25 protein-coding genes and 1 tRNA gene are annotated in these 26,467 nt (G+C 43.3%); 7 read left to right on the forward strand and 19 right to left on the reverse strand.

Going from position 1 to position 26,467, the window contains the following annotated elements; genetic code table 11:
* Window positions 1-13: 13 nt before the first annotated feature.
* Window positions 14-1,366 carry an argininosuccinate synthase gene (argG, locus tag GYX91_RS08580; protein WP_174830609.1) on the forward strand — a complete coding sequence of 451 codons (1,353 nt, stop codon included), beginning with the start codon at window positions 14-16 and terminating at the stop codon, window positions 1,364-1,366.
* Window positions 1,367-1,742: 376 nt separating this feature from the next.
* Here the strand turns inward: argG and GYX91_RS08585 are convergent, their stop codons facing one another.
* Entirely contained in the window at window positions 1,743-2,873 is a 1,131-nt protein-coding gene (locus tag GYX91_RS08585) for a hypothetical protein (RefSeq protein ID WP_174830610.1), read from the reverse strand.
* Between the two features lie 538 nt (window positions 2,874-3,411).
* On the opposite strand from GYX91_RS08585, the gene GYX91_RS08590 reads away from it, so the two are divergent.
* The gene (locus GYX91_RS08590; RefSeq protein ID WP_110414563.1) at window positions 3,412-4,089 is read left to right on the forward strand and encodes a phytanoyl-CoA dioxygenase family protein; all 678 of its coding nucleotides are present in this window, start codon (window positions 3,412-3,414) and stop codon (window positions 4,087-4,089) included.
* 217 nt (window positions 4,090-4,306) lie between these two features.
* Here the strand turns inward: GYX91_RS08590 and GYX91_RS08595 are convergent, their stop codons facing one another.
* Both GYX91_RS08595 and GYX91_RS08600 read right to left on the reverse strand, forming a co-directional pair.
* Window positions 4,307-5,104 (reverse strand): hypothetical protein, encoded by a 798-nt coding sequence (locus tag GYX91_RS08595; protein ID WP_174830611.1) that lies wholly within the window; start codon window positions 5,102-5,104, stop codon window positions 4,307-4,309.
* Window positions 5,105-5,511: 407 nt separating this feature from the next.
* Entirely contained in the window at window positions 5,512-6,240 is a 729-nt protein-coding gene (locus tag GYX91_RS08600; RefSeq protein WP_025331335.1) for an OmpA family protein, read from the reverse strand.
* Window positions 6,241-6,706: 466 nt separating this feature from the next.
* On the opposite strand from GYX91_RS08600, the gene GYX91_RS08605 reads away from it, so the two are divergent.
* Window positions 6,707-7,657, forward strand: a complete 951-nt coding sequence (locus GYX91_RS08605) for a CysB family HTH-type transcriptional regulator (protein ID WP_174830612.1) — start codon at window positions 6,707-6,709, stop codon at window positions 7,655-7,657.
* A 77-nt stretch (window positions 7,658-7,734) separates the two neighbouring features.
* Here GYX91_RS08605 and fabG read toward each other — a convergent pair whose 3' ends face one another.
* From fabG to GYX91_RS08645, 8 genes are all read right to left on the reverse strand, one after another.
* Window positions 7,735-8,478, reverse strand: coding sequence for a 3-oxoacyl-ACP reductase FabG (gene fabG, locus GYX91_RS08610; protein WP_041879020.1), 744 nt, complete (start codon window positions 8,476-8,478; stop codon window positions 7,735-7,737).
* Between the two features lie 11 nt (window positions 8,479-8,489).
* On the reverse strand, window positions 8,490-9,434 hold the full coding sequence (gene fabD / locus GYX91_RS08615) for an ACP S-malonyltransferase (RefSeq protein ID WP_084586616.1): 945 nt from the start codon (window positions 9,432-9,434) through the stop codon (window positions 8,490-8,492).
* A gap of 38 nt (window positions 9,435-9,472) precedes the next feature.
* The gene (locus GYX91_RS08620) at window positions 9,473-10,336 is read right to left on the reverse strand and encodes a hypothetical protein (RefSeq protein ID WP_174830613.1); all 864 of its coding nucleotides are present in this window, start codon (window positions 10,334-10,336) and stop codon (window positions 9,473-9,475) included.
* Window positions 10,337-10,360: 24 nt separating this feature from the next.
* On the reverse strand, window positions 10,361-11,323 hold the full coding sequence (locus GYX91_RS08625) for a beta-ketoacyl-ACP synthase III (RefSeq protein ID WP_174830614.1): 963 nt from the start codon (window positions 11,321-11,323) through the stop codon (window positions 10,361-10,363).
* Between the two features lie 78 nt (window positions 11,324-11,401).
* On the reverse strand, window positions 11,402-12,421 hold the full coding sequence (gene plsX / locus GYX91_RS08630) for a phosphate acyltransferase PlsX (protein WP_084565347.1): 1,020 nt from the start codon (window positions 12,419-12,421) through the stop codon (window positions 11,402-11,404).
* A 9-nt stretch (window positions 12,422-12,430) separates the two neighbouring features.
* Window positions 12,431-12,958: a phosphoribosyltransferase gene (locus tag GYX91_RS08635; protein ID WP_025331342.1), complete on the reverse strand. Its 528-nt coding sequence runs from the start codon at window positions 12,956-12,958 to the stop codon at window positions 12,431-12,433.
* A 163-nt stretch (window positions 12,959-13,121) separates the two neighbouring features.
* Window positions 13,122-13,301 carry a 50S ribosomal protein L32 gene (gene rpmF, locus GYX91_RS08640; RefSeq protein ID WP_025331343.1) on the reverse strand — a complete coding sequence of 60 codons (180 nt, stop codon included), beginning with the start codon at window positions 13,299-13,301 and terminating at the stop codon, window positions 13,122-13,124.
* Between the two features lie 32 nt (window positions 13,302-13,333).
* The gene (locus GYX91_RS08645; RefSeq protein ID WP_025331344.1) at window positions 13,334-13,837 is read right to left on the reverse strand and encodes a DUF177 domain-containing protein; all 504 of its coding nucleotides are present in this window, start codon (window positions 13,835-13,837) and stop codon (window positions 13,334-13,336) included.
* 51 nt (window positions 13,838-13,888) lie between these two features.
* On the opposite strand from GYX91_RS08645, the gene GYX91_RS08650 reads away from it, so the two are divergent.
* The 4 genes from GYX91_RS08650 (at window position 13,889) to GYX91_RS08665 (ending at window position 16,972) form a co-directional block, all read left to right on the forward strand.
* A complete protein-coding gene (locus GYX91_RS08650; RefSeq protein ID WP_174830615.1) occupies window positions 13,889-14,479 on the forward strand; it encodes a nucleoside triphosphate pyrophosphatase in 591 nt (196 codons plus the stop codon).
* The gene (locus GYX91_RS08655) at window positions 14,476-15,189 is read left to right on the forward strand and encodes an SAM-dependent methyltransferase (RefSeq protein WP_078475365.1); all 714 of its coding nucleotides are present in this window, start codon (window positions 14,476-14,478) and stop codon (window positions 15,187-15,189) included. Before GYX91_RS08650 ends, GYX91_RS08655 begins: the two co-directional genes overlap by 4 nt.
* Window positions 15,190-15,271: 82 nt before the next feature.
* Window positions 15,272-15,348 (forward strand) — tRNA-Pro (locus tag GYX91_RS08660).
* Between the two features lie 337 nt (window positions 15,349-15,685).
* Window positions 15,686-16,972, forward strand: coding sequence for a dicarboxylate/amino acid:cation symporter (locus tag GYX91_RS08665; protein WP_078475366.1), 1,287 nt, complete (start codon window positions 15,686-15,688; stop codon window positions 16,970-16,972).
* 145 nt (window positions 16,973-17,117) lie between these two features.
* Here the strand turns inward: GYX91_RS08665 and metG are convergent, their stop codons facing one another.
* From metG to alr, 8 genes are all read right to left on the reverse strand, one after another.
* On the reverse strand, window positions 17,118-19,175 hold the full coding sequence (gene metG, locus GYX91_RS08670) for a methionine--tRNA ligase (protein ID WP_174830616.1): 2,058 nt from the start codon (window positions 19,173-19,175) through the stop codon (window positions 17,118-17,120).
* A 100-nt stretch (window positions 19,176-19,275) separates the two neighbouring features.
* Window positions 19,276-19,839 carry an SCP2 domain-containing protein gene (locus GYX91_RS08675; RefSeq protein ID WP_174830617.1) on the reverse strand — a complete coding sequence of 188 codons (564 nt, stop codon included), beginning with the start codon at window positions 19,837-19,839 and terminating at the stop codon, window positions 19,276-19,278.
* Window positions 19,833-20,438: a TIGR00730 family Rossman fold protein gene (locus GYX91_RS08680; protein ID WP_174830618.1), complete on the reverse strand. Its 606-nt coding sequence runs from the start codon at window positions 20,436-20,438 to the stop codon at window positions 19,833-19,835. Before GYX91_RS08680 ends, GYX91_RS08675 begins: the two co-directional genes overlap by 7 nt.
* A 63-nt stretch (window positions 20,439-20,501) precedes the next feature.
* Window positions 20,502-21,578, reverse strand: a complete 1,077-nt coding sequence (pheA, locus tag GYX91_RS08685; protein ID WP_037393084.1) for a prephenate dehydratase — start codon at window positions 21,576-21,578, stop codon at window positions 20,502-20,504.
* A gap of 70 nt (window positions 21,579-21,648) precedes the next feature.
* Window positions 21,649-22,872, reverse strand: a complete 1,224-nt coding sequence (locus tag GYX91_RS08690; RefSeq protein ID WP_084565316.1) for a multidrug effflux MFS transporter — start codon at window positions 22,870-22,872, stop codon at window positions 21,649-21,651.
* A 35-nt stretch (window positions 22,873-22,907) separates the two neighbouring features.
* Complete coding sequence (argF, locus tag GYX91_RS08695) at window positions 22,908-23,906, reverse strand: ornithine carbamoyltransferase (protein ID WP_370520384.1); 999 nt, start codon at window positions 23,904-23,906, stop codon at window positions 22,908-22,910.
* 10 nt (window positions 23,907-23,916) lie between these two features.
* The gene (dapE, locus tag GYX91_RS08700) at window positions 23,917-25,074 is read right to left on the reverse strand and encodes a succinyl-diaminopimelate desuccinylase (protein ID WP_172349918.1); all 1,158 of its coding nucleotides are present in this window, start codon (window positions 25,072-25,074) and stop codon (window positions 23,917-23,919) included.
* Window positions 25,075-25,193: 119 nt separating this feature from the next.
* Entirely contained in the window at window positions 25,194-26,252 is a 1,059-nt protein-coding gene (gene alr / locus GYX91_RS08705) for an alanine racemase (protein ID WP_025331355.1), read from the reverse strand.
* Window positions 26,253-26,467 lie beyond the last annotated feature (215 nt).

Raw genomic sequence — 26,467 nt, forward strand, 5'->3', positions numbered from 1 at the left:
CAAGGGAGTTAATATGAGTAACCACAGCACTATTCTGCAACACCTGCCCGTTGGCGAAAAAGTTGGCATTGCTTTTTCCGGCGGGCTGGATACCTCTACAGCATTACTCTGGATGAAACTGAAGGGCGCTTTACCTTATGCCTATACAGCTAATCTGGGACAGCCTGATGAAGATGATTATGATGCTATTCCGCAAAAAGCACTCGAATACGGTGCTCAAAAAGCCCGTCTGATTGATTGTCGCACACAGCTGGCGCATGAAGGTATTGCTGCAATACAAAGCGGAGCATTCCATGTACATACGGGTGGTATGCCTTATTTTAATACTACCCCGCTGGGACGGGCTGTTACCGGCACAATGCTGGTAGCCGCAATGAAAGAAGATGATGTACATATATGGGGTGATGGCTCCACCTATAAAGGCAATGATATTGAACGCTTCTATCGCTACGGGCTGTTAACTAATCCGGCTTTACGCATCTACAAGCCATGGTTGGATCAACAGTTTATTGATGAGCTGGGCGGACGTCATGAAATGTCTGAATTTCTGATTGCTCAGGGTTTTGACTATAAAATGTCTGTTGAAAAAGCCTACTCAACCGACTCCAATATGCTCGGTGCTACCCATGAAGCTAAAGATCTGGAAATGCTCAATAGCAGCATGAAAATCGTACAGCCGATTATGGGCGTGGCTTTCTGGGATGAACATGTAACCATTCCGGCTGAAGAAGTAAGTGTGCGGTTTACAGAAGGTGTACCGGTGGCTTTAAATGGTGTTGAATACCATGATCCGGTAGAGCTGATTCTGGAAGCCAACCGTATTGGCGGCCGACATGGTCTTGGCATGACAGATCAGATTGAAAATCGTATTATTGAGGCTAAATCACGCGGTATTTATGAAGCACCGGCAATGGCATTGCTGCATATTGCCTATGAACGCCTGCTTACCGGCATCCATAACGAGGATACGATTGAACAGTACCGCATTAATGGTCTGCGTCTGGGCAGACTGCTGTATCAGGGACGCTGGTTTGATTCACAGGCGCTCATGCTGCGTGAAACTGCGCAACGCTGGGTAGCCAAAGCTATTACCGGTGAAGTTACGCTGGAATTACGCCGCGGTAATGATTACTCTATTCTCAATACCGAATCATCTAATCTTACTTATCAGCCGGAGCGGTTAAGCATGGAAAAAGTAGATAATGCTGCCTTTTCCCCTGCTGACCGTATCGGCCAGCTTACCATGCGTAATCTGGATATTATCGATACCCGCAACAAATTGGGTATATATACTCAGAGCGGGCTATTATCAGTAAGTCAGGATGCACTGCTACCTCAGTTAACTGATAAAAAAGATATTTTATAAAAATCTATCATTTCTAGAACCGGATAATACTAATTTATTATCCGGTTTTTTTATTTTATTCAAAAATGAATTGCAACAATAAATAATACGTATTTAAATATTTATCAAAGAACAAACCCATAGCAATAGTAGCCTCGGCTGTATCAGAGTCAATATATGCTAAATGATCATCAGATCGTAAAATCAATGCCTTTTCAATACTATTTCTTTTTTACTATAGCTTGTTCCGCTAACTCCTGCTCGTCGCGAAACAGCTTCAACCAGCCCATCAGGCTTTTTATATTGTTAAATATTTGTTAATTTATTCTTTTTTTGGAATGAGAAGAAATATAAAATTTTCAAAGAAAACCAATAAAAAATAAAACTATTGTTATCTTTATTTTTCTACCCAACTTAAATATTGTGACCAGCCCGGATCAAATTCGCACTCAATTTTAATTGAAAGGGTTCTATACTGATCTGCCAGACGTTGTGCTAATGTCATAGCTGATTGTTTATCCTGCACATGCCATAACATGGTTCTTACACCCTGATAAAGGGTATTTTGACAATGAATGCCCTGTTTATTAAATCGTAGAGCCGGATTAATAGTATCTTCTAGTTCATAAACCAGAGATAAATTTTCCTTACTATCCACATCGGCTGTTATAGTTAAAGCATAGCAATAATTGAAATCACCTACCAATACATCGGCTGTCTCATTTCTTTGCACAAATCTTTTGTTATCAGGATCATTTTGATCACTGATTTCAAATACATTCCATCTATCCTCTTTATCAGAAAGAGGAAAAATACCTGTATGCTTTAATTTATCTTGCCATAACTGATCAAACACCGTTACAAATTCATTAAGAGGTACTGCGGTTGCCTCTTTGGGAATTTCTAAAAAGTTGACACAATCGATTTTAATAGAAAAATCATATTCTCCTAATGCATGATCAAGCAAGATAAATGCAGTCGACTGGGCGATTTGCTTCATCTCTTCAGGAATAGTTTTACCAAACGCAATTTCCAAAGAGATTTTACGATATTCTTCATGATGATAAATCAATAAATCAGCCGGGCTCAATGAAAGAGAATGATCATGATGCATTATAGAGAATACATCCAGATTTTCAACCCGCGTCCTAAATGCTTCTATTTCAAAAAAATTCAGATCCGGTGCATGTTTAACGATTCGTATCACTAGTTCAAACTGCTCAATTCGGCCTTCAGCCGTAAAAATTATTTTATGATTTTTTTTATCTCCTCGTGTAAGCTCAGCAATAACATTTAATTGATTATCTATTAAAAGATTATTGAGATTTTCCATGATAGAGATTGGCTCTAGCGTATTAAATGTCTGCTCAGATGCTTTTACCTGTGTCCAGAATGTTTGAATAGCGAGAGATATCTTATCTTGAGCGATTGGTTTATCTTGTACTGATTGAATATCAGAATTTGATTTTTTTCTCCAGAATTTTTTAAAAAACATAAAGCTTCCCCTTAATTGATTGATAAAAACCATACCAGATAAGTTCCTGAGTATAAGTTAAAAATTGGTCATATTTTTCTTTTATCATAATTTTTATGATATACATCAGGTTATAAATAAATTTTCATTTATACAATATCTTAATGATGAATGATAGTTTATAACATCTATAAATCATATACTTAACTGAATTCAATTCACAAACGAGCAAAAAATACAGATAAATTCAAGTTTTGTAGCCATATGAAGACATAAACACATATTTTGACAGGCTTAGCACTACCAATCTTTGACATGACAGCATAAAAACTTGATATAGTGTCTAGGGCTATTTTATGAGATACAGAAATTAATCAATTTAATTTTATTAAGAAAAAATTGACTAATGTAAGGAGTATATATTCTGCTTACCTTGAAAAACTATAGTATAGATAAATATTACAAATAAATCATTTTAAATAAATAATGGAAAATATCAATATATTATCCTATAAATAGGATCTACCTAATCCTAATAAAATTAGAAGATATTAATATTAATTCAGATAAACAGATACAAACGGAAAATATAATGAAGATATATGATTGTTTTGAACAGAATGGTTATGCTGTTATTAATGATTTAATTACTCCTCAGCAACTAACAGATATAGAACAACAATTAGAACAGATTAATTTAACTACTGCCGGCAGTCGTGAGCTTCTGACACAACCATGGTGTCAGATACTTGCTAACAATTTGAAAAATAATACTCAGCTTACTTCCTTGCTCCCAATAAACCCGGTGGCAATCCAATGCACATTATTCAAAAAATCAGCCGATAAAAACTGGCTGGTACCTTTACATCAGGATTTAAGCATAGCAGTCAGACATCAGTTTTCTGATACTCAGTTTACCGGCTGGTCACATAAACAAAATATGTTATTTGTACAACCGCCGGCACAATATATGCAGCAACTGGTAGCTGTGAGGCTACACATAGATGATTGCCAGCACGAGCATGGTCCGCTTAAAGTAGTTGCCGGTACTCATCAGTATGGAAGAATCAATGAATCAACGCTACCACAGCTTCGAGACCAAAAAGGCGAGCAAGAATGCACCCTGTCTAAAGGAGGAGCTGTTATCATGCGACCACTTATTGTGCATTCTTCGTCAAAAGCTATTCAGACTAATGGCAGACGTGTACTACACTTTTTATATGCGCCCGGAGATTTGGCTGAAATTATTCCTTTTCAATTCTGTATTTGATTCTCTCAACACAATTACTCAGGATTCAGATATAACTCATTTCAAAACGAATACTATTAATTTTTATAATAAATTTAATCTATTTAAAGCAAAAAATACATATTTATTATTAATAAATTAATTCAAACATGTTTTAATTTACCTAATTTATTTAATCAATAATTTAATCATATCCTGCTGTTTGATACATTAGGCAGATATCTGAAGTTTATCAATATCAGATATCTGCCAGGGAACAATTGCGCTGCCATAAAGAGGTTTTACAACGTAAATGACCAATATACTGTAATGGATATACTGGTACAACTGAAGGGATATCACCGGCACGCATATGCAATAAATCCCCGGGAGCAACCCATTCAGCCGGCGTTTTGGTTAAAGGCAATCCTGCATAATTATAGGCAGCGACAACCAGTTGCGAACAAAAGTAACGGTCTGAAGAAAAAGGCGTTACCTGTACTACAGCCATGGTATTCAGGCACAAATGGCGAAAAGCTCGCGGAATAACTGGCAATTCACACACTTTACGGGTAACTGTATAAGGTGTCTGCTTGATAATCCCCATATAATTATATTTCCCGCCAGCCTCTGCTCTGGCAAATTCACGGATTTTTTCAGCCTGTAAATCATTTAGCTGCGGATGGCGATAAACGGCCAGTAACGGACTTTCATCAACGCTTTCAGCCAGAGACATAATATGCACACCACCACCCACGGCTTCTGCTATTTCTCCATCTCCTAAATACAGAAATGCATGGCTAACCGAAGTATTACCAAACAAGCGCAAAACAAGGGAATTGAGACTGGAGTCGGCAGAAAATAAAATATCACCGCTTTGTAAATCCATCGGCTGAACCAATACTACTCCTGTCTGTGGCGCAGTATTTTGTCGCTGAAATTTTACTGATACATGTTTTTTTTCACCCGAAACATTAGGGACTCGCTGAAACTGTGCGGTACAGGCAAAAAGTAAATTACAGCATAAAATTAAAAACAGGAATTTAAAAAATTTCATAGATGAAATGATTTTATATTTTACTGAATACTTATCATTAAATAGATTTAATGTTTACTTAGTTATATATGAATATGCCATTTTTATTTATATACTATTTGCATATTCGAAAAACCGTTACTAATAGAAATAATGAACAAATAATTCATATCAATCATATTTTATTTTTACCAACATGCATATTAACACTTTATTAATAATTATTCACTTATCTGAAAATATTTTAAAGTAATATAATTCTGATGATTTTAAATTGATACCAGATCATCCAACCTATTATTGTCAAATATAACTATCAATTTTCTATACAAAGGATATTACAGGTATTCTGATTTCCTTAAAATTTTTATTGGCATAAAAAAACCCTGCTTTAAGCAGGGTTTTTCATCAATATAAAATTAGAAAAATTATCTAACTTTTTTAGCTACCTGAGTGCGGATTTTCACATCTACACGGCGATCAGGTGCAATACATTCGATTAAAGCAGTACGTTTCTTAGCAGCTGAAACTTTCTTGCCTAATTTAGCAACTTCACGCTGACAAGTTTCAGTCATGCGGGCTTCAGATTTACCCAAGCCGACTGCTGAAATTTTCCCAGCAGGAACACCTTTAGAAACCAGATACTGAGCAACAGTATTAGCACGACGATCAGACAAAGTCTGATTATAAGCATCTGAACCTTTAAAGTCGGTATGACCTTCAACACGTACAACCTGTACGCTGCTGTCTGCCAGACGGGTAGCCAACTGATCCAGAGTATCGATCGCTTCAGGACGCAGGGTAAATTTATCAAAGCCAAACAGGAAGTTAGCAGACAAAGATACTGTTTCATCAACAAATTTAGGTGCTTCTGGAGCAGCCTGTGCAATTGGGTGACCACAATTGTTACCCAGAGTTGGTTCTTGATCGTTGTTGAAACGGTTTTTCACACATTCAGGTGTACCATCGGCACCATTTTCGCGGGTGACGATAATTTCGCCAGTTCCTTTTTCAGGAGCAGAACTGGTAGTATAGCCATTGTAAGCACCAGCAGGTTCACCGGTCCAGTCGGCACCCGGTACAACACCATTGGCAAAAGCGGCAGTTGAAGCAGCCATAGCAACGATCAATGCGCTCAATTTTAGCTGTTTGGTCATGTTATTCCCTCATCAAAAAATTTGTTATGTGTTGATTCAGCCTGAAATTCGTCTGATCAATACACAAATACCATTTACAGGCCGCTCAAACCGGGCGGGTAGCTTGGTAAATCAAGTCTATACTATAAAAAACCGCAGCATAAACTGTCAATATGCAAACTACCAAGGCGAAGCTGCTAGACGACCCGCTTCCTATCTGTGCATGATGCCTAAAAAATAGCTTTGTGTCACTTATTTACAACTAAATTCACGCGTTTACCCTAATTAAGTTGCATGAAAACAACAAGCAAGCTTTTATTATCCTAAGGGTCTGCTACAGGTGGATTAACGTGTAAAAATGTTAAGCTTAGAGTGAAAGTGTTCCATGTCAGAATGGGTAAATTGAGTTATGATGCAGATAAAGAAGCTTTTTTGTTGTATTTGAGCGACAGTTAAAAACTCCAAACCTAAAAGGGGCTGAAATACTATGAAGCTGCAACAGTTACGTTATGCAGTTGAAGTTTATCGTCAGAATCTGAATGTTTCAGAAGCAGCGGAAGTACTGTTTACTTCTCAGCCTGGTATTTCCAAGCAAATACGCATGCTGGAAGAAGAACTAGGCGTACGATTATTTGTTCGTCATGGAAAACGCATGGTTGCAGTGACAGCTCCGGGCAAAATTGTTCTGGAAACTGCCGAGCGGATTTTACGTGAAGTACAGAATATTAAAAGTATTGGTACAGAATTTGCCGACCAGAATATTGGATCCCTGACCATTGCCACCACACATACATTGGCCCGATATGCTCTGCCAAAAATTATCTCAGCGTTTGTTGAATGTTATCCGCAGGTACAGCTGAGCATCCATACAGCTAGCCCTAAAGCCATTAGTCATATGGTGCTGGAGGGAGAAGTAGATTTTGCCATTGGTATGGAAATGGAAAGTGAGCATCCTGAATTACGCAAATTGAGCTGTAAAGCCTGGAATCGCAGTATCGTAGTTCCTAATAATCATCCTCTGCTTGATTTAAAACGGCCATTACGGCTCGAAGACATAACAGCTTATCCGCTCATCACTTATGATATTGCTTTCGCTGAACAATCTAAAATCGCCCGTGCTTTTACTCAGGAAGGCTATCAGTTACCCAGAGTTAAACTGGCTTCAGCCGATACGGATGTCATTAAAACTTATGTTGCTCAGGGGCTGGGTATCGGATTGCTGGCCACCATGGCTTTTGACAGTAAACAAGATGAAGGTTTACAGCAGATTAGTGCAGAACATCTGTTTGAACCTTCCTTTATCCAGATAATACTCAGACAAGATGTTTATCTGCGTGGTTTTGGCTATGAGTTTCTGGCCTTATTCGCTCCTGGGTTAACACGGTCGCGGATTGAATCTGCCCTGTATTCTTCTTACGAAGAAGATTTTTCAATTTAATAGTATTTATCCCTGATACAAAACAAAGCCATTTTTATCAGATGATAAAAATGGCTTTGTAAATACTTTAACTAATATTAGGGCATCAGCATTCCGCCGTTCACATGCAGCGTTTGTCCGGTAATGTAACGAGCTTCTTCACTGGCCAGAAACAAAACTGCGGCGGCCACATCTTCTACAGTTCCAAAATGATTCAATGCCGTTTGCCCAGCAAAAAAATCACGCTGCTCTTGCGGTAAAACTTTTGTCATATCGGTTTCGATAAAACCAGGAGCTACACAATTTACGGTAATCCCGCGCGAGCCCACTTCACGCGCCATTGATTTACTGAATCCGACTAATCCGGCCTTGGCTGCAGCATAATTAGCCTGGCCAGCATTACCGATAAAACCGACTACAGAGGTTATATTGATAATTCTGCCCCAGCGTGCTTTCATCATACTGCGGGTGACTGCTTTGCTGGCACGGAAAGCAGATTTCAGATTAATTTGCATGATTTCATCCCATTCTGATTCTTTCATGCGCATCAGCAAATTATCACGGGTAATACCGGCATTATTAACCAGTATGGCAATATTACCGATATTACTTTCAATGTCGGCAATCAGATTTTCAATACTGTTTTCTTCAGCGATACGTAATTCCCGCCCTTCTCCGCCAAAATCAGCCAGTGCTTCATTGATACTAGTCACACCTGCAGCAGAAGTGGCTGTACCAATTACTTTAGCACCTTTTTCTGCCAGAAAACGGGCAATAGCGGCACCAATTCCACGGGTAGCACCAGTTACCAGCGCAATTTTACCTGTTAAATCCTGATTCATAACTTATTCCTTTAGCTCTCAACATGTGCAGCAATAAAACTTTCTATACTTTGCACACTGGTTAATGCAACGCAACTGGCGCTCTTATCAATCCGTTTAGCCAGTCCGGCCAGCACTTTACCCGGACCGCATTCAGCAAATTCTGTTATTCCGTCAGCCACCAGTTTGCTTACTGTTTCAGTCCAGCGCACAGGTGAATATAACTGCTGTACCAGAACCTGTTTAATTGTTTCCGGTTCTGAATGCACCGCAACATCAACATTATGCAATACCGGAATTTGTGGTTTTGAAATATTAATCTGCTCCATGGCCGCAGCCAGTTTGGTTGCAGCTGGTTTCATCAGACAGCAGTGTGAAGGCACGGATACAGGTAACGGCAGTGCACGCTTGGCACCGGCAGCTTTAGCAAGCTCACAGGCACGATTAATGGCAACAGCAGTTCCGGCAATCACTACCTGACCGGGTGAGTTATAATTTACGGCTTCGGCCACTGTACCGGATAATTCATTTTGTGCCTGTAAACATACCTGACGCACGATATCATCATCCAGTCCCAGTATTGCAGCCATGGCACCCTCTCCGGCTGGTACAGCTTCCTGCATTAATTGTGCACGCAGACGAACCAGTTTCACAGCATCATGAAATGCTAGGCTGCCGGCAGCGACCAGCGCAGTGTATTCTCCTAAACTGTGCCCGGCCAGCATCACAGGTAACTGACCATGCAATTGCTGATATACACGCCATGTGGCAATGCCGGCAGTCAGCATCAGGGGCTGAGTATTAACGGTTTCGTTCAGGGCTGTGCTGTCTTCCCCGTTCATCAATGTCCATAAATCCTGATTAAGTGCTTCTGATGCCTGTTCAAATGTTTCTTTAACAACTGGCATATCATTAAAGCCGGACATCATATTGAGACTTTGTGACCCCTGTCCGGGAAAGAAAAAAGCAATACTCATGATCTTCCTTGAATTGAATAAAACTAATGTCCGGACATTTATTGTGCCGGAGGCTGATTGGTCTGTAATGGCTGTTCGTGGTGCAGAAACATTTTGGCACCTGCCGGGGCACCTATTGCGTAAGCAAGATTAGCTTCCAGTGACTGGGCAAAAGGCCCCTGATAGATTTTGTTACCCATATGGGTCAGGTTAGAGCGTGCATCAACATAAATCTTACCGCCTAACTGATTCCACAAGCGGCAAAAACTAAAATCTTCAGATAAATAACGCTTCGTCACCGGATCAACAAGACAATCGTAAAAACGATAGTGATATCCCCTATCAGCAACACCGATAGAATCAGGCTGATATTGCAACTCAGGATAAGCTTCCATCAGCCGGATAAATACTTCCCGCTTGATAACCATAAATCCGGTCGGTGCCTCTGGCAGCTCAATAAAGCCTTCATCATCTACCTGTACATGCACCTCATGATTAATATCTGCCTTACTGATATTGATGGTATAGCGAGTATAAGCGGCATTAAACTGCTGCCGGGTCATATGCGCAGGAATACCTTCTTCCGGCCATGACTCACGCTTGAGCGGATAAACACCTGCAACAATATCGCGATCTGCCAGCAGCAGACGCTGAAAAGCTTCCGGTGAAAAACCGATATCAGTATCAATCCAGCATAAGTGCGTCCATTCCGGATGTGACAGAAATTCTGCGACACAGTTATTCCGTGCACGGGTAATCAGACTTTCACCCTGATGCATAAATACCTGTATCGGAAAACCTGCACTGGTATGCGCAGCAACCAAAGCCAGCAATGACTGTACATAATTACCAAAATACCGCCCGTCATGACTGGGCGACATAACAACCGGATACATATTGGCTAACGCAGATTGAGATAGCATAATCCGATCCTGATAGGAACAATATTAATATTTTAAGGTAACCGCACCCCAGGCAAAGCCACCTCCGATACCTTCAAGCAACAAGGTCTGGCCGCGCTTAATCCGACCGGATTTAATTCCTTCATCCAGTGCCAGCGGAATAGAGGCAGCAGAAGTATTGCCCTGCTCAGCAAGGGTAACAATAACTTTATTCATTGATACACCAAGATGACGTGCAGTAGATTCGATAATGCGCAGATTGGCCTGATGCGGAATAATCCAGTCTATATCAGACGGCTGTAAACCGGATTGATCAATGACTTCTTTTGCAATATTGGCCAGCGCTTTTACTGCAAATTTATAGACAGCCTGCCCGTCCATATACAGATAGGGTGAACCTTCAATTTTGCCTGCTGCAATTTTTCCCGGTGTTTGCAGAATATGACTGTAATTACCATCAGCCTGTAATTTGGTATGGATGATACCGCCTTCCTGTTCGGAAGCACCAAGAATAACTGCACCAGCACCATCACCAAACAACACACAGGTACGCCGGTCATTCCAGTCAAGCAGACGACTGAACGTTTCCGCGCCGATAACCAGTGCCTTACTGGCCATGCCACTTTTAATATAAGCATTGGCAGTAGCCATTGCATACATAAAACCGGCACAGACTGCCTGAACATCAAATGCCGGACAACCGGAAATACCCAGCTTATTCTGCACAATGCAGGCAGTAGCAGGAAATGTCATATCCGCAGTTGAGGTAGCCACAATAATGAGATCAATTTCATTGGCATCAATGCCTGCATCGGCCAGCGCAATCTGTGCTGCAGAAACAGCCATATCACTGGTCTGTTCATTTTCTGCAGCAATATGACGCGCTTTGATACCGGTACGCGTTGCAATCCACTCATCCGAGGTATCAACAAATTTGCTCAGGTCATCATTAGTCAGGCGGCGTGCAGGCAGGTAACTGCCTGTACCCAGAATATGGGCATTCAGCATGGCATTGTCTTTAATTTACGGCAAAGGGCATATTTTAAACAAAGTCATTTGACTTGTCTGCCTTTGCAACAAGGTGATTTATTCTTCCATAACAGCCAGCTGACGTGCAACACCGGCCTGGATTTTAGTGATTGAATCTGCCTTAATGGCTTTATAAGCTTCCTGCAGGGCAAAACAGAAACCTGTAGCATCCGTACCGCCATGGCTTTTAATTACGACACCACGTAATCCCAGAAAAATAGCACCATTAAAACGCCGCGGATCAAGACGCCGCTTAAACCCCTTTAATGTTGGTAATGCAATTAATGCGGCCAGTTTATTAAACCAGCTGCGGGTAAACTCTTCTTTAACAACTGAACCGGCAAATTTCACCGCTCCTTCAATACTTTTGAGCATTGCATTACCGGTAAAACCATCAACTACCAGCACATCAACTTCAGCTGTAAAAATAGAATTACCTTCAACATTGCCGACAAAATTCAGATCACTGCGTCGTAAAAGCTGATGAGTTTCTTTAGCAGCTGCGTTACCCTTGATGTCTTCAGTACCGACATTGAGTAAACCTACTCTTGGCTGCGTATTTTCAGGAAACAGTGCCGCCACCTGCTGGCTACCAACAATAGCAAACTGCAAAAGCTGGGTGCTGCTGCAATCGACGTTGGCACCCAGATCCAGCACTAGTGTCATATGATTATTGCGGCCGGGCAGGAATTTAGCAATTGCAGGACGATCAACACCGTCAATGGTTTTCAATACAAAGCGGGCAGTTGCCATCAGTGCTCCGGTATTGCCGGCTGATACAGCTGCCTGTGCCTGGCCTTCTTTAATCTGGTTGATGGCCACACGCATCGAAGAATCTTTTTTATTCTTGAGCGCAGAAGTCGGTTCTTCATCCATGCCTACCACTTCACTGGCCGGGCAAATGGTAATCCGTTCCATGGAAGCATTAGCTTTATTTAATGCATTTCTGATTTTGGATTCATCACCAACCAGAATCAGTGCTGCGTCAGTTTGCTGCTGTAAAAATGTCAGCGCCCCCGGAATGGTTATATCCAGACCGAAATCGCCGCCCATGGCATCTACAGCAATAGTTTTCAGGGTCATAGATCATGCCTCTGATGTAGCTTGGGCTGCAACATGCTCATAGTGCTCATCAATATCAAGCGCATCCCAAGGATAGTTAATCCACCAGTCATCAACCTGTATTGCACTATAAAAAGGTAAATCTGCCGGCAATACCCCTTTTTTGGGTTTGCGCTTTTCATGCAGTACTGCTACCCCAAGATGCTGGAATCCTTCATGCTGTAATTCGCGAATACAGTATTCGAGCGTAGCCCGGCTGTCATCCACTTCATCAACAATCAGTAGTTTTTTGTTTTTTAATTTTTCGTCAAAACCATTGGTCCACTGTATTTTCTGCGGCTGGTCAGTCGGGCAGTCGTTAACGTCATAATAAGACAAAGTAACAGTATATACAGGAATATTCAAAAAACTACGCAATATACGTGCCGGAATAAATCCACCACCACCGATAGCGATCATTGCATCAAATGAATGCTCTGATTTCTGAATTTTTTCTGCCAGCTGTTTAATGGCACGATGTATGTCTTCGTAGTTATACCAGATTTTTTTCATGGGAAACCCGAGTCAGTGTAAAGCAGGCCATTGAGGCTGCCGGGAAAGTGGAAGCAGTTTATTTTAGCAGGATAATTACCCTGCTGATATTGGATACAAAAAAGCCAGTGATTGCAGATGCAATGTCTGGCTTTCATACGTATTGAATAATCAAAGGTGTGAATTATTCACCTTTGGCTTTGACTACTTTACGTCCGCGGTACATACCGTTTGGAGAGATGTGGTGACGCAAATGTACTTCACCGGTAGTGGTATCAGTAGAAACCTGTACAGCGGTCAGACCATCGTGTGAACGGTGCATACCACGTTTTGAAGGTGATTTTTTGTTTTGTTGAACTGCCATGTTAAAGCTCCTGGGTAATGTAAGTTAATTCGTTAGTGGCCGCTTTTCAGTCCTGCCAGTCTGGCAAAAGGATTACCTGAGTCTTGATTGGTTTGGGTTGCCAGAGTGTGATCACAGTCTTCATGTCGCGGTGCAACCGGAATAGCCATTAAAATCTGGTCTTCCAGCAGTGCAGCAAGATTATATTCTGCACTCCATACCGCGCCTTCAAGTGTTTCATCAGCGGCCATGGCCTCGTCCAGCAACTGTTCGCTGGTAAACAGCACCACATGCGACTGGTCATTCAGCGCCCAGGAAACAGCCTGTAAACAGCGCTGACACACCAGTTCCAGCTGACCTTCCACACTGATGTCGAGAAAAGGACGCTGCCAGCGGTCAATACCACCACAAACCTGATACTGGATAATGCCTTCGCGTTGCGCTAAAAGTTCATGCGACCAAACCCGCCGGTCAAGTGCCTGAAGCTGCAATTGACCGCTGCGTTGCTGCTGTTCACGTGTGAACGTGGCCGTATCAATCAAAATAGGGTCTAACATAAACGGCGGATGATATAATTTAAACTTTATAATGTCAATGAGTTCGCACTTATGCCAAGAGAGAAAAAGTTGATTCTGGCTTCCAGCTCCCGTTTTCGCCAGCAACAACTTCAGCAGTTAAACATTCCTTTTGACGCGGTTAAACCTGATTTTGATGAAACGCCACTTTCTGCTGAAACCGCACCACAAACAGCGTTGCGTCTGGCCAGCGGCAAAGCATACTCTCTAGCCAGTCTTTATCCGGATGCTCTGATTATTGGTTGCGATCAGGTTGCGCTATGTCGCGGGCAGCAACTGGGCAAACCACTAACCGTAACAAAAGCACAACAGATGTTACACTATTTGAGTGGTCAGCAAGTGATATTTTACAGTGCACTTGCGGTACTGAACGCTGCTGAAAACCGCCTGCATCAGCATATTGATGAAACACGCGTCATGATGCGTTCACTGACTGAGGCGCAGATTAAGCATTATCTGAGTCGTGAACCGGATGCTGTACATTGTGCCGGCGCGGCAAAAAGTGAAGGATTAGGCGCTTTACTAATTAAACGCATCGAAAGCACCGATCCGAATGCACTGATTGGTTTACCGGTTTTTCGTCTGGTGGATTTTCTGCTGGCAGAAGGAATGAATATTTTATGAGCAGTCCTGTACTCTATCTTATCCCGACACCGCTGGGAAATGCAGATACACCGTGTCTGCTTGCGCATGAACAAAAATGCATTGTTAACCTGACTGACTTCGTTGTTGAAGCAGAAAAAACAGCACGGGCTCATTTAAAAGCCTTCGGTGTGCAAACACCGATTCGTGAGCTGAATCTGTGCACTTTGAATGAACATACTCCTGAGCGGGATATTGCTAAGTTATTACAACCTTTGCAGGCCGGTCGCAGTATGGGATTACTCAGCGAAGCCGGCTGTCCGGCTGTTGCAGACCCGGGAGCCCAGCTGGTGGCACTGGCACATCAGGCCGGGTTTACTGTAATGCCGCTCGTGGGACCGTCCAGTATCATGCTGGCTCTGATGGCTTCTGGCGCCAACGGACAGTGTTTTGCTTTCAAGGGTTATCTGCCTGCTGAAAAAAACGCACGTATTGAATGTTTGCATACTCTGGAAAAGCGCTCACGACAGGAAAATGAAACTCAGCTTTTTATTGAAACGCCTTACCGTAATGATGCTTTACTGGCTGATGCCATAGCGACTTTACATTCTGAAACCCGTTTGTGTATTGCCGCAGATTTAACTATGCCGACCCAAACTATTATTAGTCAGAATATTGCAGCATGGCGAAAAATGCCGGCATTGCCACCGCTGAAAAAAAGACCATGTCTGTTCGTTGTTTATGCCGGATAATTGTAACTGATATTTTTTGAAATTAATTTGCGCTTCACTCTTGTCAATGTCCTCGCCGCTGCCTATAATGCACAACTTCTTTCGGAGTGTAGCGCAGCCCGGTAGCGCACCTCGTTCGGGACGAGGGGGTCGAAGGTTCGAATCCTTTCACTCCGACCATATTTTAAAAACCGTCTGCTTATTTCAAGCAGACGGTTTTTTTATAACTAAAATAAATTTATTTTGAATGAAATTATTTTAAATTAAATAATATAAATTATTTTTTACTTCTAAAAACACGATAGAAAATTATCGTCAATTCCTAATACAACCATCTATTTTTCTATAAAAAATTTTCTTATCATACATCCTTTTGTCTCATGGTTCTTATTTAGTAATTAATAATGCTTTTCTGTTAAGTTATGTAGGCTTTATAATCAGCCAATTATGTTACATCCTACTACATAATAACGTTAAAAAACTGTAGCCTTTAAACACAACCCATTGAAAGGTAAACATGTTACCACTTGAAATTGAGGAAATGAATCCGCCACCGAAAAAACAGCGCTGGTATCAGATCCTATATGTACAGGTAATTATTGCCATTATTATTGGCATCTTACTTGGCAACTTTTTCCCTACTGTTGGCGAAAGCATGAAACCTTTAGGCGACGCTTTCATCAAATTAGTGAAAATGATCATCTCCCCAGTTATTTTTCTTACAGTGGTAACCGGCATCGCCGAGATGACCAATATGAAAACCATGGGGCGGGTCGCCGGCAAGGCTATGGTTTACTTTCTTACTTTCTCTACTCTGGCACTGGCTATCGGGCTGGTCGTGGCCAATATTGCCCAGCCGGGACATGGTCTGAATATTGACCCGAGCTCACTGCAAAGTGCCAAGGTACACGAATATGTGCAGAAGTCCCATGAATCCAGCCTGACCGGCTTTCTGATGGATATTATTCCAACTACAGCCATGAGCCCGCTAACTAATGGCAATATTCTGCAAACTCTGTTTATTGCTATTCTGTTCGGTATCTCACTGGCATTGATTGGTGAAAAAGCCCGCCCGCTGATTAATATTTTTCAGGATTTATCGGCGCCCGTTTTCAAAATGGTATCTATTCTGATGCGTGCAGCCCCGATAGGTGCATTTGGCGCCATGGCTTTTACCATAGGTAAATATGGTATTAGTTCTATTGGTAATCTGCTCTATCTGATTCTGACTTTTTATATTTCTTCCGTTCTGTTTATTCTGATTGTTCTGGGTGCTGTAGCCCGTTATAACGGTTTTTCGATTATCAAGCTGGTCAAATACATTAAGGAAGAGCTGTTACTGGTACTGGGTACTAGTTCATCTGAAGCCGCCCTGCCCACACTGATGCAGAAAATGGAAAAAGCCGGCTGCAAGAAATCAATTGTCGGACTGGTAGTACCAACCGGTTATTCGTTTAATCTGGACGGTACCAATATTTACATGACCATGGCGGCATTATTTATTGCACAAGCATGTAATATTGACCTGACACTGGAACAGCAAATACTGCTGTTACTGGTTGCCATGTTAAGTTCAAAAGGCGCCGCAGGTGTAACAGGAGCAGGATTTATCACCCTGGCTGCGACCTTATCGGTAGTACCTTCTGTACCGGTGGAAGGAATGGCGCTGATTCTGGGTATTGACCGATTCATGTCTGAGTGTCGTGCTCTGACTAATCTGGTAGGTAATGCCTGTGCCACTATTGTGGTTGCGCGCTGGGAAAAAAGCCTTGATGAAGAACGTTTACATGAAGTACTGAAATAAGCACTTCATACAGCTTCAAATTCTGCTTACAGAAATCTGATTTCCTTATACCAAGTGATGAGATTAACCATCTCATCACTTTTTTGATTCATAAATAAAAAACCAGACCAGCAATATTAGCTGGTCTGGTTTTTCAGCAAGATAATCAGCCGACTTTCATACCCGGTTCAGCCCCACTATCCACATCCAGTAAAAATAGTTTGCCATTACCGGCAGCTGAAGTAATCATTCCTTCAGACATGCCAAATTTTGCCATTTTACGCGGCGCAAAATTGGCTACCACAATGACCATTCTTCCGGCCAGTTTTTCCGGTTCAGGATAGCTGGCGGCAATACCAGAGAATATTGTGCGCTGCTCAAAACCAAGATCAAGCTGAAATTTAAGCAGTTTGCTACTGCCTTCGACTTTTTCGCATGTCAACACTTTGGCAACACGCATATCGATTTTCATAAAGTCATCAAATGAAGCTGTATCTGCCACAGGCTCGTATTTTGTTTCAGCAGCAGCCTCAACTGCCTGAATATTCTGCTGATTCGCGACAATCAGGTCATCAATCTGTTTCTGTTCCACCCGGTGCATCAGATGCTGATATGCATTGATATGATGACCGGCAGGTAATAAGGTCGTACTATCAGCCCAGCTTAATGGCGCCACATTCAGAAAAGCGGCTGCTTCTGCAGCAAGCTTCGGCAGTACTGGTGACATATATACGGTCAGAATACGGAAAGCATTAATCAGTTCACTGCATACTTGCTGTAAACGTATCTCCTGTCCTTCCTGTCGTGCCAGCTCCCATGGTTTGTTGGCATCGACATACTCATTGACCACATCAGCTAATGCCATGATTTCACGTAAGGCACGCGCATACTCACGTGCTTCAAAGCTGGCAGCAATATTTTCACTTTGCGCCTGTAGCTGTGGTAACAGCTCGCTGTTGCTAACATCAGCCAGTGTTCCCTGAAAGCGTTTGCTGATGAATCCGGCAGCACGCGCAGCGATATTTATGTATTTACCAACTAAATCACTGTTAACCCGGGCGATAAAATCATTCAGATTTAAATCCAGATCTTCAATTCTGCTATTGAGTTTGGCTGCGAAATAATAACGCAGCCATTCGGGATTCAGTCGTTGCTCAAGATAGGAACGGGCTGTGATAAAAGTACCGCGTGATTTGGACATTTTCTGTCCGTCTACCGTGAGAAAACCGTGCGCGAATATGCCTGTGGGTGCCCGCAGATTGGCGTATTGCAAAGTAGCCGGCCAGAATAATGCATGAAAATATAAAATATCCTTACCGATGAAATGATACATTTCAGTATCAGTATCTGCACAGAACCACTGATCAAAATCAATGCCCAGACGTTCACACAGGTTTTTAAATGATGCCATGTAGCCGATAGGTGCATCCAGCCACACATAAAAATATTTACCGGGAGCATCCGGAATCTCAAAGCCGAAATAAGGCGCATCACGACTGATATCCCAGTCACTCAGGCTATCATTCTGCAACCATTCATTCATTTTATTCAGGGCTTCTGCCTGCAAATGCGGCTGCTCACGACCATTTTTCAGCTTGGTACTGCCGGCAGTCCACTGTTTCAGATAATCCGCACATTCTCCGAGTTTAAAGAAGAAATGCTCAGATTCTTTCAGCACAGGAGTAGCGCCGGAAATAGCAGAATACGGTTTAATCAGTTCGGTAGGACTATAAGTAGTGCCGCAAACTTCACAATTATCACCATACTGATCCTGTGCATGACATTTCGGACATTCACCTTTAACAAAACGATCGGGTAGAAACAGATTCTTTTCCGGATCAAATAATTGCTCAATAGTACGGCTTTCAATTTTTCCATTAGCTTTTAAAGCCAGATAAATGCTGCGTGATAAAGCTTCATTTTCAGGTGAGTGCGTACTGTAATAATTATCATAGCCGATACCAAAACCGGTAAAATCGGCCAGATGATTCTGACGTACCTGAGTAATCATTTCTTCCGGTGTTATTCCCTGTTTCTGTGCCGCCAGCATGACCGGTGTACCATGCGTATCATCTGCACAGACGTAATAGCATTCATGTCCGCGGGCTTTCTGGAAACGCACCCAGATATCAGTCTGAATATGTTCAACCATATGTCCCAGATGAATATTACCGTTTGCATAGGGCAAGGCTGAAGTAACCAGTATTTTGCGTTGTTTTGTCATGATTGATGTATCGTTAGAATCTAGTAAAAATCGTTGAAATTATACCAGAGCCGTTTCTCTGCTACAGTAACGGCTCATAAACCACTCACGTGCCGGAATATTAGTCAGTTTTCTGCTGCAAGCGGGAAATTCGGGCGGCCAGTCGGGCTGTATCATCACGTAATGTCTCGACCTGAGCAGAAAAACGTTGTAATTGATTCTGCCCGACCACAATTGCATCGTTTTCCTGTGCATAATCTGCAACCTGTGCTGCAATATTCTGACCAATAGCGCAGCCTTGCTGATAGAGACTCTCCAGTTCCAGCGCCACCTTTCCGCCCACAGCATCACCAAGCAGTCTGGCCAGATCGTCACGCCAGTCATACTGCAATGCCTGTATAAGCGGCAAAATCGCCATACCCAGGGTACGGTCACCAGTAATTTGTACGTCACCCACTCCCGGCTGTACACCACTGAGCATTTTAGTCAGAGCTGTCGGAGCGATAATAATGGTGGTTTCAGCTTCGGCAGAATCTTCCTGCCAGAATCCTTGATCATCAATGCGCCCTTTAAGAGTCAGCATAGGCAACACTAGCGCTACAACCCGTTGCCGGTATTGCTGCCAGAGCACTTTAAGCTCCACATTCTGCTGGATAAGGTGATTAAGAACAGCTAAGGTCAGCATAAAGTTTCTCTGGTTTGCTGCGCCCATTGCGGAGTAACCCATTTAACTGCATCACGCGGCTGCCAGAGGCGCATTTGTTCCAGCAGCTCCGCTGGTTTGGCGGACAGACAAAGTAAATCCATGTTTTCCGGCGGCATAAAACCGGCAGTGACTGTATTTTGCAGCATTTGAATTAAGGGATCAAAGAAACCGGCTACATTCAGAATTCCTATCGGATGAGGATGCAGTTTCAGCTGAGCTTGTGAGAGAACTTCAAACAGTTCTTCATAAGTTCCCAGTCCGCCGGGCATGGCAATAAAGCCGTTAGCCAGTTCAATCATTTTATTTTTGCGCTCGGTCATATTGGTGGTTTCATACAATTCGGTTAACCCCGGATGCGCACCTTCCAGATTTTTCAGAAAACTCGGAATAACACCAATAACTTCACCACCATGTTCCAGTACAGCAGTAGCAATCGTACCCATCAGACCAATATTGCCGCCACCATAAACCAGACGGTATCCCTGCTGAGCCATTTCCTGTCCCAGCTGCTGAGCTGCGTCGAAATAAGCTTTGTTCTGCCCCAGATTAGAACCACAATATACAACAATATTTTTCATATTTGTTTTATCTCCATGCCAGCAGTCAATGGTATCTGCTTCAGATAAATATTAACTTTGCATTTAAATCACAGCCTGCGGATAAGAACCAATTATTTTCAGAAAAGCTGAACGCTGTTGCAAGACAGCCAATGCAGCTGCCACATCCTCATTCTGCTGATGACCTTCAATATCGATAAAAAACACATATTCCCACAAACCACCACGGCTGGGGCGACTTTCTAGTTTTGTCATAGATACCTGATGATCTGCAAAAGGCTGAAGTAAATCATGCATGGCACCGGCTTTATTGGGCGCAGCCACAACCAGTGATGTTTTATCTTTACCGCTGCTGGTCGTGATATTCCGTCCTAATACCAGAAAACGGGTAGTATTATTTGGCTCGTCTTCGATATTCTGAGCCAGTATCTGTAGCTGATAGTAATCGGCAGCCATCAGTGAGGCAATGGCTGCAGCACTACTGTCTGCGGCAGCCAGTCGTGCTGCTTCTGCATTACTGGCAACAGCTATTCGGGCTACCTGCTCCGGCAGGTTTTTATCCAGCCAGTTCCGGCACTGAGACAGTGCCTGAGCATGTGCATAAACCTTAGTGATATCCTGTTGCGATGCTACAGCACGCAGTAGCTGATGATGAATGCGCAGATTGACTTCACCACAGGCTTTTAAAGGCGTGGTTAATAACAGGTCAAGACTGCGCCCCACCGACCCCTCAGTAGAGTTTTCGACAGGTGTCACTACATAATCGGCCTGCTGCGCTTCGACCAGACGGAAACATTCATCAATTGAAGTACACGGATGTGTCTGTGCAGCCTGACCGAAATGTTTAATAGCAGCCTGTTCGGTAAATGTACCCTTAGGTCCGAGATAAGCCACAGTTAACGGTCGTTCCAGTGCCAGACATTCACTCATAATCGCCCGCTGTAAACGGGCAACTGCCTGACCGGACAGCGGTCCCGGATTCTGTTCCTGAATCCGGCGTAAAACGACTGCTTCACGTTCAGGACGGTACACTATGCCTTCCCCCTTTAATGTACCAATGGCCTGGGCATGAGTGGCTCGCTGGTTTAATAAGCGCAGAATTTCACTGTCAATCCGGTCTATAGCATCGCGGTGTGGTTTGAGTTTATCGTTATCAGACATAATTAGTAGTGTTATTAATAGTTTATTCGGAAAAACAAGAAAAAGGCAGCCTACTGCGGGCTGCCCGTTATTATTTATGTTTTTTTTGCCATGCGGTATGTGATAAAGCCCATAATAATACGGCACCACAACTGGTGGAAATCAGCATCATTGTCGGCATAACATGTGTCGAACCATTATGCAGCAATGTAGTCAGCCAGCCTACAGTAGCGGCAATCAGAAACTGCATTGTTCCCAGTACAGCATTGGCACTGCCGCCAATTTTACGAAAATAGCTCATGAAACACGCCTGAGTATTGGAGCCAATCAAACCCTGTGAACCAATTGAAAACATAATCAGCAACAGTAACAGGAAGAAAGGCGGACGATCCATACTCCATACCACAATGGTTAATAATAAATTACAGCTTAACTGCAACAGCACACCGCCAAGCAAAATGTTGCGAGCCGGCGTAGTACGCAGACGATAGGCTGTTACCCGGTTAAACAGCATCATAGTAATCACATTGGCACCAAAGGCCCATGAATACTGATGCGGGCTAAGACCATATATATTCATGTACAAAAAGGAAGATTCAGTCAGAAATACAAACATGGCTGCAAAAGCAGCAGTTTGAAAAAACATAAATCCCAACGCTTCGCGTTCATGAAAAACCACTGAAAAATTTTCTTTTATCTTGCGAAAAACTTTGCTATCCAATGGCTGAATATCCATTTTAACCTGTGGCATAAACCGCCATACACAAATCAGTACGGCCAGAGCATATAGCAGCAGAAATATAAAGATAACCCGCCAGCCGCCAAGAGCAGCCAGTGCTGTACCCAGCATAGGCGCAGCCAGTGGTGCAGCCAGAGTAATAATACCAATGGTGGCAAACATTTTCGCGGCTTCATTGCCATGAAAAAAATCACGTACAGTTGCACCAACTGTAACAGTGGCCATACCGCCGCCCAGTGCCTGAATCCAGCGCCAGAACAGCAACTCTCCGGCTGAGTGAATAAAAACAATGGCAATAGCTGACACCAGATAGACACTCAGACCAATCATAGCAATGATTTTGCGCCCTTTAATATCGGATATTGCCCCCCCAAGCAATTGTCCGAGCGCAACACCAAACATGAAACTGGCCAGACTGCGTTCAATCTGATCAATCGGTGCGTGTAAAGAAGTCGCCATTTCCGGTACAGAAGATAAATAAATATCTGTGGAAAACGGCATAATAGCCACCATCACTGACAACAATAATGCCAGATAATGCGGATTAATAGGTAACTGATTGGGGGATGTTTTCATAACCATTCTTTCCATTTACTACAGGCCTGCCCCGGTCAGGTAGTTAATAATGCTACCAATACTGCTTTAATGGTATGCATCCGGTTTTCTGCCTGTTCAAAAACAATAGAAGCAATACTTTCAAATACTTCTTCACTTACTTCGGCGCCATCCAGAGAAAACTCATCAAAAAGCCACTGTCCTACCTGAGTATCGCGGTTATGAATTGCCGGCAGACAATGCATGAATTTCACTTCAGGATTATTGCTGGCAGCCATCAGACGTGCATCAACGCGGTAAGGTCTGAGCTGCTCAATCCGTTCTTTCCAGGTTTCTTTCGCTTCTCCCATTGATACCCAGACATCGGTATGAATAAAATCAGCCTGATCAACAGCTGCGCCTGCATCTTCAGTTAATGTAATCCGTGCACCGGTCTGCTTAGCAATTGAGCGGCACTGTTCTACCAGAGCGTCATTCGGCCAGAAAGCCCGCGGTGCACCAATACGTACATCCATGCCCATTTTGGCACCGGCAACCAGCAAAGAATTACCCATGTTGTAACGGGCATCACCCACATAAGCATAGGCAATCTGATTCAAGGGCTTTTTGCTGTTTTCCTTCATAGTAAGCAAATCAGCAAGCATTTGCGTCGGATGGTATTCATTGGTCAGACCATTAATCACCGGAACACCGGCATATTCAGCCAGCTGCTCAACAATTTCCTGTCCGTAACCACGATACTCAATCGCGTCATACATGCGCCCCAGAACCCGTGCAGTATCACGGATACTTTCTTTATGCCCTATCTGGCTGCCACTGCTGTCCAGATAAGTCACATGTGCACCCTGATCATGCGCAGCCACTTCAAAAGCACAACGGGTACGGGTAGATGTTTTTTCAAATATCAGAGCAATATTTTTACCAGTCAGACGCGGCTGCTCCGCTGCATTTTTCTTTTCAGCTTTCACGCTGGCGGCCAGATCAAGCAGTGTCTGAATTTCTGCCGGCGTATAATCCAGCAGTTTTAAAAAATGTTTCTGTTTCAGCATCCCCATTAGTCTCTCCTTATGCAGCATGAGTAAAATCAGCCTGTGCCAGCTGTTGCAGCATATTCTCATAAATAGCCGATAACTGAGCTATTGCGGCAATATCCACACACTCATCTATCTGATGAATCGTGGCATTAACCGGACCCAGTTCTATTAATTCGCTGGCGATAGCCTTAATAAAGCGACCGTCTGACGTACCGCCCGTGGTAGATAATTGAGCATTCACACCACAAACACGCTCAATGGCAGCCTGTGCCACCGTAGTCAGACGTCCTGCAGCGGTCAGGAACGGTTCTCCGGACAAAGCCCACTGCAAATCATAGTTTAAATTATGTTTATCCAGAATGGCATGTACCTGCCGGCGCAGACTTTCCGCTGTCGATTCCGTTGAGAACCGGAAATTAAACTGTACGGTAAGCTCTCCGGGAATCACATTAGTAGCCCCTGTACCGGCGTGAATATTGGAAATCTGAAATCCGGTAGGCGGAAAATAAGCATTTCCGTCATCCCAGTGCGTGGCAGTTAGCTCAGCCAGTGCCGCAGCAGCCAGATGTACCGGATTGGCAGCCAGATGAGGATAAGCGATGTGTCCCTGACGTCCGTGCACCTGCAGCGTACCCGATAAAGAACCACGTCGTCCGTTTTTTATCATGTCACCCAGTGTATCAACTGCCGTAGGCTCACCCACAATGCAGTAATCAATATGCTCTCCCCGCTCTTTTAAAACTTCGACCACACGTTTGGTACCATCGTGTCCGTCACCCTCTTCATCAGAAGTAATCAGTAAAGCCAGACGCAACGGCAATTCAGGTTGCTGAGCCAGCAAGCGTTCGCAAGCGGTCACAAAAGCTGCAATACTGCTTTTCATATCGGCAGCACCACGCCCATACAGGTATCCATCACGCTCTGCAGGTGTAAACGGAGGCGAAGTCCAGCGACTTTCATCGCCGGTCGGTACTACATCAGTATGTCCGGCGAAACAAACCAGCGGCCCCTGCCGGCCGTAAACGGCATAAAAATTATCCGTTTCCCCGAATCTGAAGGTTTCAATATTGAATCCCAGTGCTGTCAGACGGCTCATCAGCAGCGGCTGACAACCATGATCATCCGGCGTGACAGATGGCTGTGCTATCAAATCTTTGGCCAGTTTCAGTGTTTCTATTTCCATTATCATAAACTCAAAAAAAATAACTTCAGGCAGCTTGAAAGGCTGCCTGAGAACATATTACATCTTTATAAACCAATTTTTCTGTCTTGCCAAACATTTACCCAATAATTGACAATCCATACCATTTATTCATACACCATTTCAGCACGTTTAACATTACACAGCAGCTCATAGGAAATGGTTCCGGCGGCGGCGGCTACTTCATTTACATTAACAACATCACCCCATAATTCCACTTCACTGCCGAGTGACTGCCGGTGGTCATCCAGTTGAACTGTCATCATATCCATGGAAACCCGACCGAGAACACAACTGCGTACCCCGTCAATTGCCACCGGTGTGCCTGTTGCCGCACGGCGCGGATAGCCGTCTGCATAGCCGCAGGCCACCAGCCCGACACGGGTTGAACGGGTAGTGACATAACTGGCACCATAACCAATCGGTTCTCCCATCTGCAAAACCCGTTCTCCGAATACTTTACTTACCAGCCTCATTACCGGCTTGAAACGGCTATCAGCACCACCCATCGGCGAAATACCATAAAGTGCCAGCCCCGCCCGTCCCCAGCCGCACTGTGTTTGCGGATAAGCCATTATGCCAGCTGAATTAGCCAGACTTACCTCACCGGGCAAATTGGCACAGGTCAGCTCAAAAGTACGAATCTGTTCAGCCGTCATGGTTTTCATCGGCTCATCTGCACAGGCAAAATGGGTCATTTTCACCACATCAGCAACCTTACTGCTTTGAATCAGAGCCTGATAGGCAGGTGCATAATCATGAGGGAAAAAGCCGGTTCGGTGCATACCGGAATCCATTTTCAGCCATACTGTTACCGGTTTCTGCCAGTCATAATCCAGTAAGCTTTCCAGCTGCCATAAATTACCTACTACAGGCCACAACTGGTAACGGTCTGCCAGCGCATATTCTTCAGCAGCAAAAACCCCTTCCAGCATGATGATCGGTAATTGTATACCTGCTTCACGCAACTGCACTGCCTCACTGATACAGGCTACCGCAAAACCATCAGCTATATCAGCCAGTGCCTGCGCGCAGCGTACAGCGCCATGTCCATAAGCATTGGCCTTAACCACGGCCAGCATTTTGCCGCCGCCATGCATCTGCTTTAAAGCCAGAAAATTATCACGCAAGTGATTCAAACGAATCTGCGCAACTAACGGACGCATCATTGCTCCCCTGTTATCCTGATTATCAAATTTCATTATTTAAGCAAAGCCGCCATGCAGCAACAGCTTTCAGTAATAAAATTTTATCATTATCTCTATCTGAATTTCATATATCACCATAACTGCCAGCCGTATCAGATAAATTAATAATATATTAATATTATGATAAAAAATTTTACCGTTTCTGTCTGCCCTGACAAACGGGACAAAATAAG

It is taken from the genome of Snodgrassella sp. ESL0304, assembly GCF_013344995.1.
Taxonomy (GTDB): domain Bacteria; phylum Pseudomonadota; class Gammaproteobacteria; order Burkholderiales; family Neisseriaceae; genus Snodgrassella; species Snodgrassella alvi.

What these genes read in the sequence shown, in the direction of transcription:
- argG (WP_174830609.1), top strand. Translation starts at nt 14, where the DNA reads ATGAGTAACCACAGCACTATTCTGCAACACCTGCCCGTTGGCGAAAAA.
- GYX91_RS08585 (WP_174830610.1), bottom strand. Translation starts at nt 2,873, where the DNA reads ATGGTTTTTATCAATCAATTAAGGGGAAGCTTTATGTTTTTTAAAAAA.
- GYX91_RS08590 (WP_110414563.1), top strand. Translation starts at nt 3,412, where the DNA reads ATGAAGATATATGATTGTTTTGAACAGAATGGTTATGCTGTTATTAAT.
- GYX91_RS08595 (WP_174830611.1), bottom strand. Translation starts at nt 5,104, where the DNA reads ATGAAATTTTTTAAATTCCTGTTTTTAATTTTATGCTGTAATTTACTT.
- GYX91_RS08600 (WP_025331335.1), bottom strand. Translation starts at nt 6,240, where the DNA reads ATGACCAAACAGCTAAAATTGAGCGCATTGATCGTTGCTATGGCTGCT.
- GYX91_RS08605 (WP_174830612.1), top strand. Translation starts at nt 6,707, where the DNA reads ATGAAGCTGCAACAGTTACGTTATGCAGTTGAAGTTTATCGTCAGAAT.
- fabG (WP_041879020.1), bottom strand. Translation starts at nt 8,478, where the DNA reads ATGAATCAGGATTTAACAGGTAAAATTGCGCTGGTAACTGGTGCTACC.
- fabD (WP_084586616.1), bottom strand. Translation starts at nt 9,434, where the DNA reads ATGAGTATTGCTTTTTTCTTTCCCGGACAGGGGTCACAAAGTCTCAAT.
- GYX91_RS08620 (WP_174830613.1), bottom strand. Translation starts at nt 10,336, where the DNA reads ATGCTATCTCAATCTGCGTTAGCCAATATGTATCCGGTTGTTATGTCG.
- GYX91_RS08625 (WP_174830614.1), bottom strand. Translation starts at nt 11,323, where the DNA reads ATGCTGAATGCCCATATTCTGGGTACAGGCAGTTACCTGCCTGCACGC.
- GYX91_RS08635 (WP_025331342.1), bottom strand. Translation starts at nt 12,958, where the DNA reads ATGAAAAAAATCTGGTATAACTACGAAGACATACATCGTGCCATTAAA.
- rpmF (WP_025331343.1), bottom strand. Translation starts at nt 13,301, where the DNA reads ATGGCAGTTCAACAAAACAAAAAATCACCTTCAAAACGTGGTATGCAC.
- GYX91_RS08645 (WP_025331344.1), bottom strand. Translation starts at nt 13,837, where the DNA reads ATGTTAGACCCTATTTTGATTGATACGGCCACGTTCACACGTGAACAG.
- GYX91_RS08650 (WP_174830615.1), top strand. Translation starts at nt 13,889, where the DNA reads ATGCCAAGAGAGAAAAAGTTGATTCTGGCTTCCAGCTCCCGTTTTCGC.
- GYX91_RS08655 (WP_078475365.1), top strand. Translation starts at nt 14,476, where the DNA reads ATGAGCAGTCCTGTACTCTATCTTATCCCGACACCGCTGGGAAATGCA.
- GYX91_RS08665 (WP_078475366.1), top strand. Translation starts at nt 15,686, where the DNA reads ATGTTACCACTTGAAATTGAGGAAATGAATCCGCCACCGAAAAAACAG.
- metG (WP_174830616.1), bottom strand. Translation starts at nt 19,175, where the DNA reads ATGACAAAACAACGCAAAATACTGGTTACTTCAGCCTTGCCCTATGCA.
- GYX91_RS08675 (WP_174830617.1), bottom strand. Translation starts at nt 19,839, where the DNA reads ATGCTGACCTTAGCTGTTCTTAATCACCTTATCCAGCAGAATGTGGAG.
- GYX91_RS08680 (WP_174830618.1), bottom strand. Translation starts at nt 20,438, where the DNA reads ATGAAAAATATTGTTGTATATTGTGGTTCTAATCTGGGGCAGAACAAA.
- pheA (WP_037393084.1), bottom strand. Translation starts at nt 21,578, where the DNA reads ATGTCTGATAACGATAAACTCAAACCACACCGCGATGCTATAGACCGG.
- GYX91_RS08690 (WP_084565316.1), bottom strand. Translation starts at nt 22,872, where the DNA reads ATGAAAACATCCCCCAATCAGTTACCTATTAATCCGCATTATCTGGCA.
- argF (WP_370520384.1), bottom strand. Translation starts at nt 23,906, where the DNA reads ATGGGGATGCTGAAACAGAAACATTTTTTAAAACTGCTGGATTATACG.
- dapE (WP_172349918.1), bottom strand. Translation starts at nt 25,074, where the DNA reads ATGATAATGGAAATAGAAACACTGAAACTGGCCAAAGATTTGATAGCA.
- alr (WP_025331355.1), bottom strand. Translation starts at nt 26,252, where the DNA reads ATGCGTCCGTTAGTTGCGCAGATTCGTTTGAATCACTTGCGTGATAAT.